The sequence below is a fragment of the Gordonia liuliyuniae genome (assembly GCF_021739025.1).
Classification (GTDB): Bacteria; Actinomycetota; Actinomycetes; order Mycobacteriales; family Mycobacteriaceae; genus Gordonia; species Gordonia liuliyuniae.
Genome location: NZ_JAKKOT010000005.1, coordinates 201,875 through 216,158 on the forward strand (window position 1 = coordinate 201,875; position 14,284 = coordinate 216,158).

Genomic DNA, 14,284 nt, shown 5'->3' on the forward strand with positions numbered 1-14,284 from the left:
CGGCCGTGACGCGCGGCGAGAGACTTAGATGAGGGACACCCGAGATGACAAACCCGACGCCAGCCCCGAAGCCCGGACCCAAACCAGGACCGCGCCCGGGTCCTCGTCCCGGCACGTCCGCACCTGCGCCCGCCAGGCCGTCCCCCACCGGGCTGGGCCCGATCCCTGCAGTCTCCGTTCACCATGTGACGCTGGGCGATCCGGCGGAGTACGGGCGCGTCGACGCCGACGGCACCGTCTGGCTCGTCACGGCGTCGGGCGAACGCCAGATCGGTTCGTGGCAGGCAGGCACCCCGGAGGAGGGGCTCGCGCACTTCGCCCGCAAGTTCGCCGACCTGGCGACCGAGGTCGAGATCCTCGAGGAACGGCTCGCGGCCCACTCGGGCGACCCACGCAAGACACAGACTGCGGCCGCGCAGATGCTCGAAGCCCTCCCGACCGCCCAGGTGATCGGCGACGTCGACGAACTCACGTCGCGACTGACGAAGATCATCGCCAGCGCCGACGATGTCGCCGAAGCCGTCCGATCCGAACGGAGCGAGCAGCGCGCCGCAGCGATCGCCCGCAAGGAGGAGTTGGCGAGCGAAGCCGAGGCGATCGGCGCCGAGGGAACCTCGTGGAAGGCCGGCGGCGACCGCTTGCGCGCGATCCTCGACGAGTGGAAGACCATCAAGGGCGTCGACCGCAAGACCGACGACGCGCTGTGGAAACGATTCTCGAAGGCTCGTGACTCGTTCAACCGGCGGCGCGGCGCCTACTTCGCCGACCTCGATCGTGAACGTGCAGGCGCCCGCGCCCGCAAGGAGGAGCTGATCGAGAAGGCCGAGGCGCTGTCGTCGTCTACGGACTGGGGCCCCACCGCGGGCAAGTTCCGCGACCTCCTCCAAGAGTGGAAGGCCGCGGGCCGTGCGCCTCGCGACGCCGACGACGCGTTGTGGGCCCGCTTCAAAGCGGCACAGGACGTGTTCTTCGAAGCGCGCAACGCGGTGAATTCCGAACGCGACGCCGAGTTCGCCGAGAACGCGGACGCGAAGGCCGCTCTGCTCGCCGAGGCGGAGAAGACCATCGATCCGGTAGCCGACCTCGACGCGGCGCGGCGAGCGTTCCGCGTGTTCCGCGATAAGTGGGAAGAGATCGGCAAGGTGCCGCGCGAGAAGATGCACTCTCTGGAAGGCCGGGTGCGCGCGCTGGAGAAGGCGGTGCGCGACGCCGAGGACTCAGAGTGGGCCCGTACCGATCCGGAGGCGCAGGCGCGCGCCGCGCAGTTTGCTGAGCGAGCCGAGAAGCTCGAAGAGCAGGCCGCGAAAGCCGCCGAAGCAGGCAAGGACAAGGATGCGGCGGCGCTCCGCGAGCAGGCTGCGCAGTGGCGCGACTGGGCGGGAACCGCTCAGTCGGCGCTCACCGACCGCTGACCTGCGCTCGCCAGAGTTCCAGTCAGTTCGCCAGAGTTCCAGTCAGTTCGCCAGAGTTCCCAGTCAGTCGTCGTGGGGCACTGCGTCGTCGCGGTGCTCCACGAGCGTCTGCAGTGAACGTCCGCGCGCGTCGAGGTCGGCTGCCTTCGCCCGCCGCTCGGCTTCGAGCGCCAAGTGGTAATTGGTCCGTGCCCACACCACGCGGGCCCAGTGGAACGTCAACACGATCATGGTGATGCATCCGAGGATCAACCCGATGCCTGCCCCCGACGGCCTCGTCATGTCGAGCGAGTCGACGCCGACCGTGTTCCGCGTCCATATCGCCAAGACGCCTGCGACGGAGGTGACGGCGCAGCCGCACAACGCGATCCACGCGAGAACCCAGCGCCGGGTCACCAACGCCAGCATGGAGAATCCGACGCCGAAGATCACGAGCATGTAGACGAAGATCTTCGACGGCAACGCGATCTGTTCGGCACCGGTGTCCGACGACATCGTCAACACGTCGAGGCCGTTCGCGTCGCCCGCGTGCGGGAGCACCACCGACACGAGCGCGACCAGGACGCAGACGGCGACGACGACCGCGCGCGCACCCGGGTCGATCTCGCCTGCCACCTTCTGTTCGGCTTTGCGCAAGTCGTCCTCAAACGCGCCGAACGCCTCGCGTTCGGCCGCTCGACCGGTCGGATTCGAATCCGATGTGCTCATGAGCATCCTCCTGTTCCACATGCTGAGACGGACTCGGTAGCGGGCCCGGCCCCGATCGTCGGCATCCCGAGACCGACGCCGACGGGCGCGGTCGTCGGGGTCGTACCCGCCTCGTGGGCGTCGCCTGCGCGGGTCCGTCGCACCGAGGCGAGGCCCGCGTCGGCGATCAGATGGTGAGGCGCGGCCTCGGTCACGGTGCTGGTGACGATGTCGCCCGGACGCACGTCCGTGCGGTCGCCGACCGCGAAGTGCACGAGTCGACCGTCGCGTGCCCGGCCGGTCATCCGACCGGTCTTCGCATTCTTTCGGCCTTCGTCGGCGGCGACGAGCAATTCGACGTCCGTGCCGACGAGACGGGTGTTCTCCTCCAGGCAGATCCGTTCCTGCAGGGCGATGAGGCGCTGGTAGCGCTCGGTCACGACCTCGGGCGGGACCTGGTCGTCCATGGACGCCGCCGGGGTGCCCGGCCGTGCCGAGTACTGGAACGTGAACGCGCTGGAGAAGCGCGCCTGCTCGACGACGTCGAGCGTCTCAACGAAGTCCTCTTCGGTCTCACCGGGGAAGCCGACGATGATGTCGGTCGTGATCGCGGCGTGCGGCATCGCTTCACGGACCCGGTCGAGGATTCCGAGGAACTTGGCCTTGCGGTAACTGCGGCGCATCGCCTTGAGTACGCGGTCCGAGCCGGACTGCAGCGGCATGTGCAGTTGCGGGCAGACGTTCGGAGTCTGCGCCATCGCCTCGATGACGTCGTCGGTGAACTCGGCGGGGTGCGGCGAAGTGAAGCGGACCCGTTCGAGCCCGTCGATGTCACCGCACGCCCGGAGGAGTTGGGCGAAAGCTCCGCGGTCGCGCGGCGTGTCCGGGTCGGCGAACGACATGCCGTACGCGTTCACGTTCTGGCCGAGGAGCGTCACCTCGAGGACCCCCTGATCGACGAGGGCCTGCACTTCGGCGAGAACGTCGCCGGGGCGACGATCGACTTCCTTGCCGCGCAACGACGGGACGATGCAGAACGTGCAGGTGTTGTTGCAGCCGACCGACACCGACACCCACCCGGCGTAGGCGGAGTCACGGCGCGCGGGCAGCGTCGACGGAAAAGTGTCCAGCGAGTCGAGGATCTCGACCTGCGCCTCCTCATTGTGACGTGCCCGGTCGAGCAGCGCGGGCAACGACCCGATGTTGTGCGTGCCGAACACGACGTCCACCCACGGCGCTTTACGCAGGACCACGTCCTTGTCCTTCTGCGCCAGACACCCGCCGACCGCGATCTGCATCCCCGGCCGCGACGACTTGACGGGCGCGAGATGCGACAGGTTGCCGTACAGCTTGTTGTCGGCGTTCTCGCGGATCGCGCACGTGTTGAAGACCACCAGATCCACGTCGTCGCCGTCGTCGGCGGCCACATAGCCTGCACTCTCCAGAAGGCCCGAGATGCGTTCGGAGTCGTGGACGTTCATCTGACATCCGAACGTCCGAACTGAATACGACTTCGTCACTGCACCACTCACAGTTGACAGGTTACGCCGGGGTGCCTGATCGAGGAGAATCGCCGAAGCCGCTCGAGGCGAACACACCGGGATTGGCGGTCCTGCTGTGTTGCGGCCGGTCCCACAACTACCGTTAGACGCTATGAGCGACGCGAACGCCACCCCGATGATCTCGATGAGAAATGTTCAGAAGCACTTCGGTGATCTCCACGTGCTCCGTGACATCGACATCGAGATCCCCCGAGGGCAAGTCGTCGTCGTCCTGGGCCCGTCGGGTTCCGGGAAGTCGACGCTCTGCCGAACCATCAACCGACTCGAGCCGATCGACAGCGGTGAGATCCGCATCGAAGGGCAACTCCTTCCCGAAGAGGGGCGCGATCTCGCGCGTCTGCGTTCGGATGTGGGCATGGTCTTCCAGTCGTTCAACCTGTTCGCCCACAAGACGATCTTGCAGAACGTCACGATCGGACCGATCAAGGTCCGCAAGCAGAGCAAGGCCGACGCCGAGAAGCAGTCACTCGGGCTGCTCGAGCGCGTGGGTGTCCAAGCGCAGAAGGACAAGTATCCGGCGCAGCTGTCCGGCGGCCAGCAGCAGCGCGTGGCGATCGCCCGATCCCTCGCGATGGACCCGAAAGTGCTGCTGTTCGATGAGCCGACGTCCGCCCTCGACCCGGAGATGGTCTCCGAGGTGCTCGACGTGATGGTGTCGCTCGCCAAGGAGGGCATGACGATGGTCGTCGTCACCCACGAGATGGGCTTCGCACGCAAGGCCGCCGACCGCATTCTGTTCATGGCCGACGGCGCGATCGTCGAAGACACCGACCCGGAGAGCTTCTTCACCGCACCCGAGTCCGATCGTGCCCGTGACTTCCTGTCGAAGATTCTGGGGCACTGACATGCGACGAACATTCATGCGAAGAACGTCGGCCCTCGTCGTGGTGATGGCGTTGCTGGCGGCCGTCCTGGCCGCCTGCGGCAGCTCCGACCCACGGAATCTGCTCGACTCGATCCGCGACGGCAAAGTGATCCTGGGCACCAAGTACGACCAGCCCGGCATGGGCCTGCAGAAACCGGACGGGTCGATCATCGGGTTCGACGCCGCCGTCTCGGAGTACGTGGTGAACCACATCGCCGACGAGATGGGCGTCGACCACCCGACGATCACCTGGCGCGAGACCCCCTCCGCCCAGCGCGAGACACTCATCGGAAACGGCGAGGTCGACATGATTGCCGCCACCTACTCGATCAACAAGGACCGCTCGTCGAAGGTCGACTTCGCCGGTCCGTACCTCGTCACCTATCAGGGTCTGCTCGTTCGAGAGGACGACGAGACGTTGAACTCCTTGGAAGACCTCAACAACGGCCGCAAACTCTGCTCGGTGACCGGTTCGACGTCCGCACAGAATGTGAAGGCCCAGCTGCCCGGCGTTCAGCTCCAGGAGTACGACACCTACTCCTCCTGCGTCGAGGCGCTGCGCCGCGGCAAAGTCGACGCGCTCACCACCGACGAGACTATTCTCGCCGGCTACTCCAACTGGTACCCGGACGAGTTCAAGCTCGTCGCCATGACGTACCCCAACGACGCGTGCGTCAAGGACGCATTCAAGAAGGCCGGCGCCCCGTTCTCCACCGAGCGGTACGGCATCGGCATGGCCAAGGAGTACCCGGAGGCCGTCGAAGCCGCCAACCGGGCGATCAAGGCGATGTTGGTCGCCCCCGCCGGCGGCGAGTCACCGTGGGAGGCCGCGTTGCGCGAAAACCTCGGCGACAAGGACGTCGACGCGTTCGTCGACCGCGCGAACGAACCCGACTCCCAGTACAAACTGGAGCCCGACGTCGGCGATCTCGAGTTCGTCACCGCACCGTCGACACCGTGTGAAGGAGTCGCGTAATGAGTGAACTCTGGGACTCGATGGGTCCACAGCTGTGGCCCGCATTCTGGCTGACGATCAAACTCACCATCTATTCCGGCATCGGTGCACTCGTGTGGGGCACGATTCTCGCCGCGATGAAGGTGTCGCCGGTCCCGGTGATGCGAGGATTCGCGACGGTCTACGTCAACATCGTCCGCAACACGCCGCTCACGTTGATCGTGCTGTTCTGCTCGATCGGCCTGTACCAGAACCTCGGGCTGGCGTTGGCCGCCGACGATTCGTCGTTCATCGAGAACAACAACTTCCGGCTCGCCGTCCTCGCGTTCGTCCTCTACACGGCGACGTTCGTCTGTGAGACGCTGCGCTCGGGCATCAACACGGTGCCCATCGGGCAGGCGGAGGCCGCCCGATCGATCGGCATGTCGTTCCCCCAGGTCCTCGGCCTGGTGATCCTGCCGCAGGCCATGCGCGCGGTCATCGCGCCGATGGGTTCGGTGCTGATCGCGCTGACCAAGAACACGACGATCGCGTCGATCATCGGCGTCGCCGAGGCGTCACTGCTGATGAAGACCGAACTGGAGAGCAACGGCAGCCAGATCTTGGCGATCTTCGCCATCATCGCCGTCGGATTCATGATCATCACGCTCGCCGAAGGCGCGGTCTTCGGCTGGGCGGCCAAGCGATGGGTGGTTCGACGATGAGCGACGAATCGACAGTCCTTTACGATGCGCCCGGCCCGAAGGCTCGTGTGCGCAACCGCATCACGACAGTCGTCTTCCTGGCGATCCTGATCGCCGTCGTGGTCTACGTGGTCCTCATCCTGAAGGACAACGGACAGCTGACCGGCGAGAAGTGGAGCCCGTTCGTCACCGAGAGCGGAACCTGGACGACGTGGATCCTGCCCGGCCTGTGGGGCACGTTGAAAGCCGCAGCGCTCTCGATCGTGCTCGCGTTGATCCTCGGCGCGATACTCGGCGTCGGCAGGCTCTCCGACCACCGGTGGGTCCGCGGCGTGTCCGGTGCCCTGGTCGAGATCTTCCGCGCGATCCCGGTCCTGATCCTCATCTATTTCGCGTACTACTTCTTCGCCGACTACGCGCTCGTCCCGTCGTCACAGCTCGCGTTCGCGGCTGTCGTCTTCGGTTTGACGTTCTACAACGGCTCGGTGATCGCAGAGATCCTGCGCGCGGGCATCGCGTCGCTGCCGAACGGACAGTCAGAGGCCGCGAAGTCGATCGGCATGCGGAAATCGCAGATGATGCGGTTGATCCTGTTGCCGCAGGCTGTCACCGCGATGCTTCCGGCTCTCGTCTCGCAGATGGTGATCGCCCTCAAGGACAGTGCGCTCGGCTACGCGATCGGCTACATCGAAGTGGTCCGATCGGGTATCAAGACCGCGTCGTACTTCGGCAACTATCTGCCCGCGCTGATGGTCACGGCAGTCATCATGATCATCGTCAACTTCGCCCTCACCTCGCTGGCGCATCGACTGGAGCGCCGACTTCGCGAAGGGAAACGGAAGTCTGCGGCGACCGAAGCCGTCGACTTGATGGACACGGAATGAGATAACTGCGGTGTGAGAGAGCCGCGGCTATTCTCGCCGGGCGGTGATCACGTCCTTCACGACCGACGTGATCACGTCCGGCGGGTACCCGCGACGGCCCAGCGCTCCGGACAGTCGCCGGAACGCCTTGGCCCGGATGTTCGGGTCGGCCAAGTCATCGGCGTCGAACGTCAGCTTCTTCTCGGCGAGCGCGTAGGCGATGTCGCGTTCGGCCTCCGGGTCGATGGTCTCGAGTGCGTCGGCGACGATCTCGTCGTCGATCCCTTTGGCGCGGAGCTCACGACGCAGGGCGTGGCGTCCGCGCGCCGAGTGCGCGTGTCGGGACTGCACCCATTCGTGAGCGAACTCGGCGTCGTCGAGCAGATCGCACTCGTCCAGTCGCGACATGGTCGTCGACACCTCGTCGTCGGTGAAACCCCGGGATACGAGACGGTCATGCATCTCCTGACGACTGCGGGCCCGCGCGCCGAGGAGCCGCAGTGCGGCGTCCCAGGCAGACGGGCCCGAGCCGGCGGATCGAGGTTCGCGAGAGTGCTTCTCCCCCGTGACGGCGTCCGTCGGGCCCCTATCCCCCATGACTGGAGTCAGAAGTCGACGGGTTCGGGGGCGACCGCTTCGGCGTCGACTTCCGGGCGGCGACCGATACCGAGCTTGTCTTTGATCTTGGTCTCGATCTCGTCAGCGATATCGGGGTTCTCGATGAGGAAGGTGCGCGCCTTCTCCTTCCCCTGGCCGAGCTGATCGCCCTCGTAGGTGAACCACGAGCCGGACTTGCGGATGAAGCCCTCGGCAACGCCGAGATCGATCAGCGAGCCTTCGCGGCTGATGCCGTGGCCGTAGAGGATGTCGAACTCGGCCTGTTTGAACGGCGGAGCGACCTTGTTCTTGACGACCTTCACACGGGTCCGGTTACCGACTGCGTCGGTGCCGTCCTTGAGGGTCTCGATGCGGCGCACGTCCAAGCGGACCGACGCATAGAACTTGAGCGCTTTTCCGCCGGTCGTGGTCTCGGGCGAACCGAACATGACGCCGATCTTCTCGCGCAACTGGTTGATGAAGACCGCGGTGGTGTTCGAGTTATTCAGGCCGGACGTCATCTTGCGCAACGCCTGGCTCATCAGTCGAGCCTGCAGGCCGACATGGCTGTCGCCCATCTCGCCCTCGATCTCGGCCTTGGGCACCAGCGCGGCGACAGAGTCGACGACCAGGATGTCCAGTGCTCCCGACCGGATCAGCATGTCGGCGATCTCCAGTGCCTGCTCACCGGTGTCCGGCTGCGACACGAGGAGCGCGTCGACGTCGACGCCGAGCTTCGCCGCATAGTCGGGGTCGAGTGCGTGCTCCGCGTCGATGAACGCCGCGATGCCGCCCTGTGCCTGCGCGTTCGCCACAGCGTGCAGCGCGACGGTCGTCTTGCCCGACGACTCGGGGCCGTACACCTCGACGACTCGGCCGCGGGGCAGTCCGCCGATGCCGAGCGCGATGTCGAGTGCGACGGACCCCGTCGGGATGACCTCCATCGGAGGACGCGTGTCTTCGCCCAGTCGCATGACCGAGCCCTTGCCGAAGTTCTTGTCGATCTGCGCGAGCGCGAGATCGAGCGCCTTCTGTCGATCGGTGACGGGTGCCATCGTGGTCTCCTCGTTCTGGTCGGGCGGGTCCGTGGTCTCCGGACTCGGAGCGTCGGCGGGCGGAACGTCCGGGGTCGGGTCCGATTGTCGCGGTGCTGTGATCACCGTAGAACCGACCTCTGACAATTTCGTCGCGCCGCTCCGATCTGCCGCCCCGGCGCTGGTCTCCCCAGCGCTGCTCGTGCTGTTCTCGGTCGCCTTGCTGTTTTTGCTCGTGCTGTTTTTGGTCGTCGTACTGCTTGTAGTCGTCATATTAGGTCGGACGCACCGGGCGGCTGTTCGGTTCCACCTCAGTTTAACGAACAGATGTTCGATGGCAAGTGACACGCCCGAGATCCGAGCGGCGGATCCTCCCGACCTGGCGCTTTCACCAGCGTTCGCGGGGCACGTCGAATTCTCTACACAGGGCGCGCCACACGTCGCGGGGGTCGACGCCGTCGTCGATCGCCTGGGCTCCGGTCCGCCCGCCGAGTTCGACGAGGACGAGGTCGACGAGCATCGCGTCCGCGCGGAGCCGCCCGAACTCGAAGCCGGTCAGTTCGGTGAACTCAGTCAGACGCACGTGCAGTCCGCCTCTCTCGAGTGGTCGATGCGCGATCGAGCGTCCGGTGCGCGACGCGGACGGGGTCGACGGTCGCGTGGTTCGTCGCCGCGACACCGCGGGCCGCCGCGGCGAAGGCGTCGTCGTCGAGCACACGGGCCACCGCCGATGCGATCGCACCGGCGTCGGCTGGCCGAACTACGACGCCGCACCCCGCCCGCAGTACGCGGTTCGCGAGCTCCCACTGGTCACCGCCGCCGGGCACGGTGACGACCGGTACCCCCGCGAGCAGCGCTTTGGCGAGCATCCCGTGGCCCGCCCCGCAGACCGCGACCGCCGCGCGGGACAGAACCTCGTCCTGGCGTGCGGTGCCCGCGACGAAGGCGTCCGGGGTCGCCGCGTTATCCGGCGGTGGGGTCAGCGCCGAATACACCACCCGTATCTCCCGCCGTCGAGCCAGGTCGGCGAGCCCGTCGAGCGCGGCCTTGCCGAGGTCGGCTTCACCGCTCTTCGCGGTCGACGGTGCGACGACCACCAACGGCCCGCCACCGTCCGGCGTCGCGAAGACGGCGTCAGTCGGCTCATACGCCAACGGTCCGATCACATGGGTGCGGGCCGGCCAGTCGGGGCGATGCACTTCCAGACCCGGCAGGGTCGCGACGAACCGTGCGGCGGGTTCGGGAACGTCCGACAGTCCGATGCTTCGGCGAGCGAGCGCCGTGCTGCGTCGCCCGTCCGCCGCCGAGGGCGCGCTCATCACCCGCAGAGCGACGTCGCGGAGACGCCCGCGCACTCCGATTCCGACGTCCATGCCCGCGCCGATCGGCGGGAGGCCCCGCGACTGCTCGTACAACGGATGCGGCGAGAGTTCGATCCACGGGATCCCGACGAGTTCGGCGGCCCACCCTCCGGCCCGGGTGATCACATCGCTGATGACGAGGTCGACGCCCGCTTCCGCGAGTTCCGGGGCGAGCGCGAGAGCCATGCGTGCAGCGCGGGCGCTGAGTTTCGCCCCCGCGTCCTCATCGTCCTCGCCCGGAAGCGCCACCAGCCCGGGCAACTCCCGAACGTCGACTCCGCACCGCGCACCGTCGGCGAGCCAGCGAGTACCGGTGTAGACGACGGCGTCGTCGCCCGCGGCGGCGAACCGTGCGGCCAGCCCGAGAGCTGGGAACGCATGGCCTGCGTCGGGGCCGGCGACGACCGCGACGATCGTCAGTGCTTCTCCGTGTCGATCGACGGTGCCGTCTGACCAGTGGCCGTCTGGCCAGCGGCCGTCTGGCCGGTGGCAGGCTGCTGGCCCGCAGTCAACGACCCGCCCATGCTGGCACGGATCTGTTCGAGGCGGGCGTGCCCGGCCATCTGGACGCCCGCGGCCTCGACCTCGGCCATCCGACCGTTGACCGATCCCTTCGCGAGCTCGGCCGAGCCGAGCGCGGTCGCATACCGGCGCTCGATCTTGTCGCGGACCTGATCGAGGTTCGGGGTGTTGCCGGGTGCGGACAGCTCACTCATGCTGTTGAGCGACGCACTGACCTGCTCCTGCATCTTGGCCTGCTCCAGCTGGCTGAGCAGCTTGGAGCGTTCGGCGAGCTTCTGTTGAAGCGTCATCGCGTTGCGTTCTACGGCCTGCTTCGCCTGCGCGGCCGCGGTCAGCGACTGATCGTGCAGCACCTTGAGGTCTTCGACGTTCTGCTCGGCGGTGACGAGCTGTGCGGCGAACGCCTCGGCGGCGTTGGTGTACTCGGTGGCCTTGGCCGCATCGCCCGCGGCGGAGGCCTGGTCGGCGAGCGACAACGCCTGCCTGGTGTTGCCCTGAAGCTTCTCGATCTCTTCAAGCTGACGGTTGAGCCGCATCTCCAGCTGGCGCTGGTTGCCGATGACCGCGGCGGCCTGCTGTGAGAGAGCCTGGTGTTGACGCTGGGACTCTTCGACGGCCTGCTGGATCTGCACCTTCGGATCGGCGTGCTCGTCGATCTTCGCGTTGCCCAGCGCCATCATGTAGCGCCATGCCTTCACAAACGGGTTCGCCATTACGTTGTCCTCAACTTCTCGTATTCGATGCTCTGGCGGGCGTACGGGGTCAGGCTGCGGCGAGCGCTGCCGCGCGGTCGGCCTGCGATCCGATGACTTCGACAACGGCGTCGGCGACTGGGCTCATGACACCTGCCACGTCGCGGAGCACGTCGCCGATCTCGACCTCGAGCGCGACGCAGATCGACGCGAGCAACTCGCTCGACGCCTCTTTCTGGCCTCGCTCGACCTCCGACAGGTAGCCAAGAGAGACGCGCGCATCCGTCGACACTTCGCGCAGGGTCCGCCCCTGGTCGGTTCGGACCCGCCGCAGCTGGTCGCCGATCGCTTCGCGCAACAAGATTGTCACGTGTGTTCCTCCCGCATCCGGGTCGCCGATAGTTCTCATGAGCCTGTGACGACGACCCTAGCGGAATTTCGCATCGGTCGCCGCTGCATGCGCGGAGCGTCGCAGGCTGATCGCCTGCCAAATGTAGTCCAGTCCAGTGACGACCGTCGCGACGACCGCCGCGACGATGAAGACCCAGCCCACGGTGTGAAGTGCCCCGTGCAACGGGAGAACGAAGAGCCCTATTCCGAAGCACTGGAGCAGGGTCTTGAGTTTGCCGCCTCGGCTCGCCGGGATGATGCCGTGCCGGATCACCCAGAACCGCAGCAGGGTCACCCCGATCTCACGGACGAGGATGACGACGGTGACCCACCACGGCAGCTCGTTGAGGATCGACAGTCCCAGCAGTGCCGCGCCGATGAGCGCCTTGTCGGCGATCGGATCGGCCATCTTGCCGAAGTCGGTGACGAGATTCCAACTGCGCGCGATGCGGCCGTCGATCTGGTCGGTGATGGCGGCGACCGCGAAGACGAGGAACGCGATGACCCGCCACAGCACTGACTGCCCGTCGTCGACGAACAGCACGACCACGAACACCGGCACCAGCACGATGCGGAACAGCGTCAGCGCATTCGCGAGATTGACCACCGGCGGAGCCGTCTGAGCGGCCGCTGCTCGGGGTTCGGGTTCACTCACAGTGGTAAGCCTATCGGCACGCGATGTCGCGACCTGCGCGGGGACTCCCCCTGTCTGCGACTATTGTTGACTCCTATGTCCACGTCTGTGTCCGCCCGCCGTTCCGACGAACCGGTGGACGTCGTGGTGCGCCGAGCCAGGACATCGGACGTGCCGCGCATCAAGGAACTCATCGACGTGTATGCGGGCAAGATCCTTCTCGCGAAGAACCTGGTGACCCTCTACGAGGCGGTTCCCGAGTTCTGGGTCGCTGAGGAGGACGGACTCGTCGTCGGATGCGGCGCGCTGCACGTGCTCTGGGCCGACCTCGGGGAAGTGCGCACCGTGGCGGTCGACACATCGCACGCGGGCCGCGGTATCGGCCATCGGGTGGTGGACCGCCTCATGGACGTCGCGCGCGAACTCGAACTCGAACGCGTCTTCGTCCTCACCTTCGAGACGGCCTTCTTCTCCCGTCACGGGTTCGTGGAGATCGACGGCACACCCGTCACCAGAGAGGTGTACGAGGAAATGACCCGCTCGTACGACACCGGTGTCGCCGAGTTCCTCGATCTGAGCTTCGTGAAACCGAACACCCTCGGCAATACGCGCATGCTCGCCCACCTGTAGACGCGAACGTGTAGGCGGGGAGCCTGTAGACGAGGAGCCTGTAGACGAGGAGGACCCAAGCTGTGGGTCACCCGCCCCCGACTTCCGAGACCCCCGACTTCCGAGACCCAGGAGCATCTTCCATGTCGATCTTCCATGTCGAGTACACGTACGCACCCGACGCCGCTGCGGTCCGCGACGAGCACCGCCCGGCACACCGAGAGTTCCTCGGCCGCCTGCACGAAGCGGGCGACCTGTTGTACGTCGGTCCGTTCACGGACGGTTCGGGCGCTGCGCTGATGATCGTCGCCGACGACGAGACCGCGGCGCACGCCGTCCTCGCGGGCGACCCGTTCGCCGCGGTCGCCGCGATCGCCGCCGTCACCGTCCGTGAATGGAAGCAGGTCTACGGACCGTTCTGACCGCGGATCAGCTGTCCGCGCCTGCCCTACGCTTCGACACCACCAGACTCGCGACCGTGGTCACGAGGAGGGTTCCGCCGATGACGCCGAGCGACAGCCCGGTCGAGATCTCCGGCACGGCGACGTGCTCCCCCCCGTTGATGAAGCCGAGCGTGTTCTCGTGCAGTGCGTGCAGCACGAGCTTGACGCCGATGAAGGCGAGGATCAGCGACAGCCCGTACGACAGGTAGATGAGCTTGTCGAGCAGCCCGCCGAGCAGGAAGTACAGCTGGCGCAGCCCCATCAGCGCGAACGCGTTCGCGGTGAACACGAGGTACGGCTCCTGGGTGAGCCCGTAGATCGCGGGGATCGAGTCGAGCGCGAACAGGACGTCGGTGAACCCGATGACGACGAGCACCAGGAGGAGCGGGGTGATCATGCGTCGCCCGTCGACCCGGGTGACGAGCTTGTCGCCGTCGTACGTGTCACTCGCGCGGAACACCTTCTTGACGAGGCGTTCCAGCCGGCCTTCGCGTTCCTTCTCGTGTTCGACCGGATCGTCGCTCTCCCGCAGCAGTTTGACGGCGGTCAGCAGCAGGAACAGGCCGAACAGGTAGAAGACCCAGCTGTAGGCGTTGATCGCCGCGGCGCCGACGGCGATGAACGCGCCGCGCATCACCAGCGCCATCACGATGCCGAGGAGCAGCACCTTCTGCTGGTAGATCCGGGGGACGGCGAACTTGGTCATGATGACGACGAAGACGAACAGGTTGTCGACCGAGAGCGCCTTCTCGGTGACGTAACCGGCGAAGTACTCGCCACCGTACGTCGATCCCCATTGCCACCAGATGTAGCCGCCGAAGATCACGGCGATGGTGATGTAGACGGTCGACCAGAATCCGGATTCGCGGAGGGTCGGCTCGTGCGGCGTCTTGACGTGGGCGAAGAAGTCGAAGACGAACAGGCCCAAGATCACCACCCCGGTGATGAGCCAGGTGGTCAACGATACGTTCACAG

At 66.4% G+C, this 14,284-nt stretch carries 17 protein-coding genes; 7 read left to right on the top strand and 10 right to left on the bottom strand.

The window, feature by feature from the left end; translation table 11 throughout:
* The first annotated feature begins 44 nt into the window (after positions 1 to 44).
* Positions 45 to 1,412, top strand: coding sequence for a DUF349 domain-containing protein (locus L5G28_RS11760; RefSeq protein WP_237001709.1), 1,368 nt, complete (start codon positions 45 to 47; stop codon positions 1,410 to 1,412).
* A 63-nt stretch (positions 1,413 to 1,475) separates the two neighbouring features.
* Here L5G28_RS11760 and L5G28_RS11765 read toward each other — a convergent pair whose 3' ends face one another.
* Both L5G28_RS11765 and miaB read right to left on the bottom strand, forming a co-directional pair.
* Positions 1,476 to 2,120, bottom strand: coding sequence for an Rv2732c family membrane protein (locus L5G28_RS11765; protein WP_237001710.1), 645 nt, complete (start codon positions 2,118 to 2,120; stop codon positions 1,476 to 1,478).
* Positions 2,117 to 3,580 (bottom strand): tRNA (N6-isopentenyl adenosine(37)-C2)-methylthiotransferase MiaB, encoded by a 1,464-nt coding sequence (gene miaB, locus L5G28_RS11770; protein WP_237001711.1) that lies wholly within the window; start codon positions 3,578 to 3,580, stop codon positions 2,117 to 2,119. The genes L5G28_RS11765 and miaB overlap by 4 nt, the downstream gene beginning before the upstream one ends.
* Positions 3,581 to 3,776: 196 nt before the next feature.
* Here miaB and L5G28_RS11775 point away from each other — a divergent pair, with 196 nt between their 5' ends.
* From L5G28_RS11775 to L5G28_RS11790, 4 genes are read left to right on the top strand one after another with little or no spacing between them, the layout of a single operon-like run.
* Positions 3,777 to 4,505: an amino acid ABC transporter ATP-binding protein gene (locus L5G28_RS11775; protein WP_237001933.1), complete on the top strand. Its 729-nt coding sequence runs from the start codon at positions 3,777 to 3,779 to the stop codon at positions 4,503 to 4,505.
* A gap of 16 nt (positions 4,506 to 4,521) precedes the next feature.
* Entirely contained in the window at positions 4,522 to 5,502 is a 981-nt protein-coding gene (locus L5G28_RS11780; RefSeq protein ID WP_372477215.1) for a glutamate ABC transporter substrate-binding protein, read from the top strand.
* Positions 5,502 to 6,185: an amino acid ABC transporter permease gene (locus tag L5G28_RS11785; RefSeq protein ID WP_237001712.1), complete on the top strand. Its 684-nt coding sequence runs from the start codon at positions 5,502 to 5,504 to the stop codon at positions 6,183 to 6,185. The genes L5G28_RS11780 and L5G28_RS11785 overlap by 1 nt, the downstream gene beginning before the upstream one ends.
* Positions 6,182 to 7,048: an amino acid ABC transporter permease gene (locus L5G28_RS11790; RefSeq protein ID WP_237001713.1), complete on the top strand. Its 867-nt coding sequence runs from the start codon at positions 6,182 to 6,184 to the stop codon at positions 7,046 to 7,048. Before L5G28_RS11785 ends, L5G28_RS11790 begins: the two co-directional genes overlap by 4 nt.
* A gap of 27 nt (positions 7,049 to 7,075) precedes the next feature.
* Here the strand turns inward: L5G28_RS11790 and L5G28_RS11795 are convergent, their stop codons facing one another.
* From L5G28_RS11795 to pgsA, 7 genes are all read right to left on the bottom strand, one after another.
* Positions 7,076 to 7,624, bottom strand: a complete 549-nt coding sequence (locus L5G28_RS11795; protein WP_237001714.1) for a regulatory protein RecX — start codon at positions 7,622 to 7,624, stop codon at positions 7,076 to 7,078.
* 8 nt (positions 7,625 to 7,632) lie between these two features.
* A complete protein-coding gene (gene recA / locus L5G28_RS11800) occupies positions 7,633 to 8,679 on the bottom strand; it encodes a recombinase RecA (RefSeq protein WP_237001935.1) in 1,047 nt (348 codons plus the stop codon).
* Positions 8,680 to 9,046: 367 nt separating this feature from the next.
* The gene (locus L5G28_RS11805; protein ID WP_237001715.1) at positions 9,047 to 9,241 is read right to left on the bottom strand and encodes a DUF3046 domain-containing protein; all 195 of its coding nucleotides are present in this window, start codon (positions 9,239 to 9,241) and stop codon (positions 9,047 to 9,049) included.
* Complete coding sequence (locus L5G28_RS11810) at positions 9,228 to 10,433, bottom strand: glycosyltransferase (RefSeq protein WP_237001936.1); 1,206 nt, start codon at positions 10,431 to 10,433, stop codon at positions 9,228 to 9,230. Before L5G28_RS11810 ends, L5G28_RS11805 begins: the two co-directional genes overlap by 14 nt.
* Positions 10,434 to 10,435: 2 nt before the next feature.
* Complete coding sequence (locus tag L5G28_RS11815; protein WP_372477216.1) at positions 10,436 to 11,254, bottom strand: PspA/IM30 family protein; 819 nt, start codon at positions 11,252 to 11,254, stop codon at positions 10,436 to 10,438.
* A 49-nt stretch (positions 11,255 to 11,303) separates the two neighbouring features.
* A complete protein-coding gene (locus L5G28_RS11820; protein ID WP_236997368.1) occupies positions 11,304 to 11,603 on the bottom strand; it encodes a helix-turn-helix domain-containing protein in 300 nt (99 codons plus the stop codon).
* Between the two features lie 57 nt (positions 11,604 to 11,660).
* Complete coding sequence (gene pgsA / locus L5G28_RS11825) at positions 11,661 to 12,278, bottom strand: CDP-diacylglycerol--glycerol-3-phosphate 3-phosphatidyltransferase (protein ID WP_237001716.1); 618 nt, start codon at positions 12,276 to 12,278, stop codon at positions 11,661 to 11,663.
* A gap of 75 nt (positions 12,279 to 12,353) precedes the next feature.
* Here pgsA and L5G28_RS11830 point away from each other — a divergent pair, with 75 nt between their 5' ends.
* Positions 12,354 to 12,887, top strand: coding sequence for an amino-acid N-acetyltransferase (locus L5G28_RS11830; RefSeq protein WP_237001717.1), 534 nt, complete (start codon positions 12,354 to 12,356; stop codon positions 12,885 to 12,887).
* 122 nt (positions 12,888 to 13,009) lie between these two features.
* Positions 13,010 to 13,288 (top strand): YciI family protein, encoded by a 279-nt coding sequence (locus tag L5G28_RS11835; RefSeq protein WP_237001718.1) that lies wholly within the window; start codon positions 13,010 to 13,012, stop codon positions 13,286 to 13,288.
* 7 nt (positions 13,289 to 13,295) lie between these two features.
* On the opposite strand, the gene L5G28_RS11840 is transcribed toward L5G28_RS11835, so the two are convergent.
* Complete coding sequence (locus tag L5G28_RS11840; protein ID WP_237001719.1) at positions 13,296 to 14,282, bottom strand: TerC family protein; 987 nt, start codon at positions 14,280 to 14,282, stop codon at positions 13,296 to 13,298.
* Between the last annotated feature and the right edge of the window lie 2 nt (positions 14,283 to 14,284).

Excerpts from the sequence above, each read along its gene's own strand:
- L5G28_RS11760 (WP_237001709.1), top strand. The coding sequence starts at position 45 with ATGACAAACCCGACGCCAGCCCCGAAGCCCGGACCCAAACCAGGACCG.
- L5G28_RS11765 (WP_237001710.1), bottom strand. The coding sequence starts at position 2,120 with ATGAGCACATCGGATTCGAATCCGACCGGTCGAGCGGCCGAACGCGAG.
- miaB (WP_237001711.1), bottom strand. The coding sequence starts at position 3,580 with ATGAACGTCCACGACTCCGAACGCATCTCGGGCCTTCTGGAGAGTGCA.
- L5G28_RS11775 (WP_237001933.1), top strand. The coding sequence starts at position 3,777 with ATGATCTCGATGAGAAATGTTCAGAAGCACTTCGGTGATCTCCACGTG.
- L5G28_RS11780 (WP_372477215.1), top strand. The coding sequence starts at position 4,522 with ATGCGAAGAACGTCGGCCCTCGTCGTGGTGATGGCGTTGCTGGCGGCC.
- L5G28_RS11785 (WP_237001712.1), top strand. The coding sequence starts at position 5,502 with ATGAGTGAACTCTGGGACTCGATGGGTCCACAGCTGTGGCCCGCATTC.
- L5G28_RS11790 (WP_237001713.1), top strand. The coding sequence starts at position 6,182 with ATGAGCGACGAATCGACAGTCCTTTACGATGCGCCCGGCCCGAAGGCT.
- L5G28_RS11795 (WP_237001714.1), bottom strand. The coding sequence starts at position 7,624 with ATGGGGGATAGGGGCCCGACGGACGCCGTCACGGGGGAGAAGCACTCT.
- recA (WP_237001935.1), bottom strand. The coding sequence starts at position 8,679 with ATGGCACCCGTCACCGATCGACAGAAGGCGCTCGATCTCGCGCTCGCG.
- L5G28_RS11815 (WP_372477216.1), bottom strand. The coding sequence starts at position 11,254 with ATGGCGAACCCGTTTGTGAAGGCATGGCGCTACATGATGGCGCTGGGC.
- L5G28_RS11830 (WP_237001717.1), top strand. The coding sequence starts at position 12,354 with ATGTCCACGTCTGTGTCCGCCCGCCGTTCCGACGAACCGGTGGACGTC.
- L5G28_RS11835 (WP_237001718.1), top strand. The coding sequence starts at position 13,010 with ATGTCGATCTTCCATGTCGAGTACACGTACGCACCCGACGCCGCTGCG.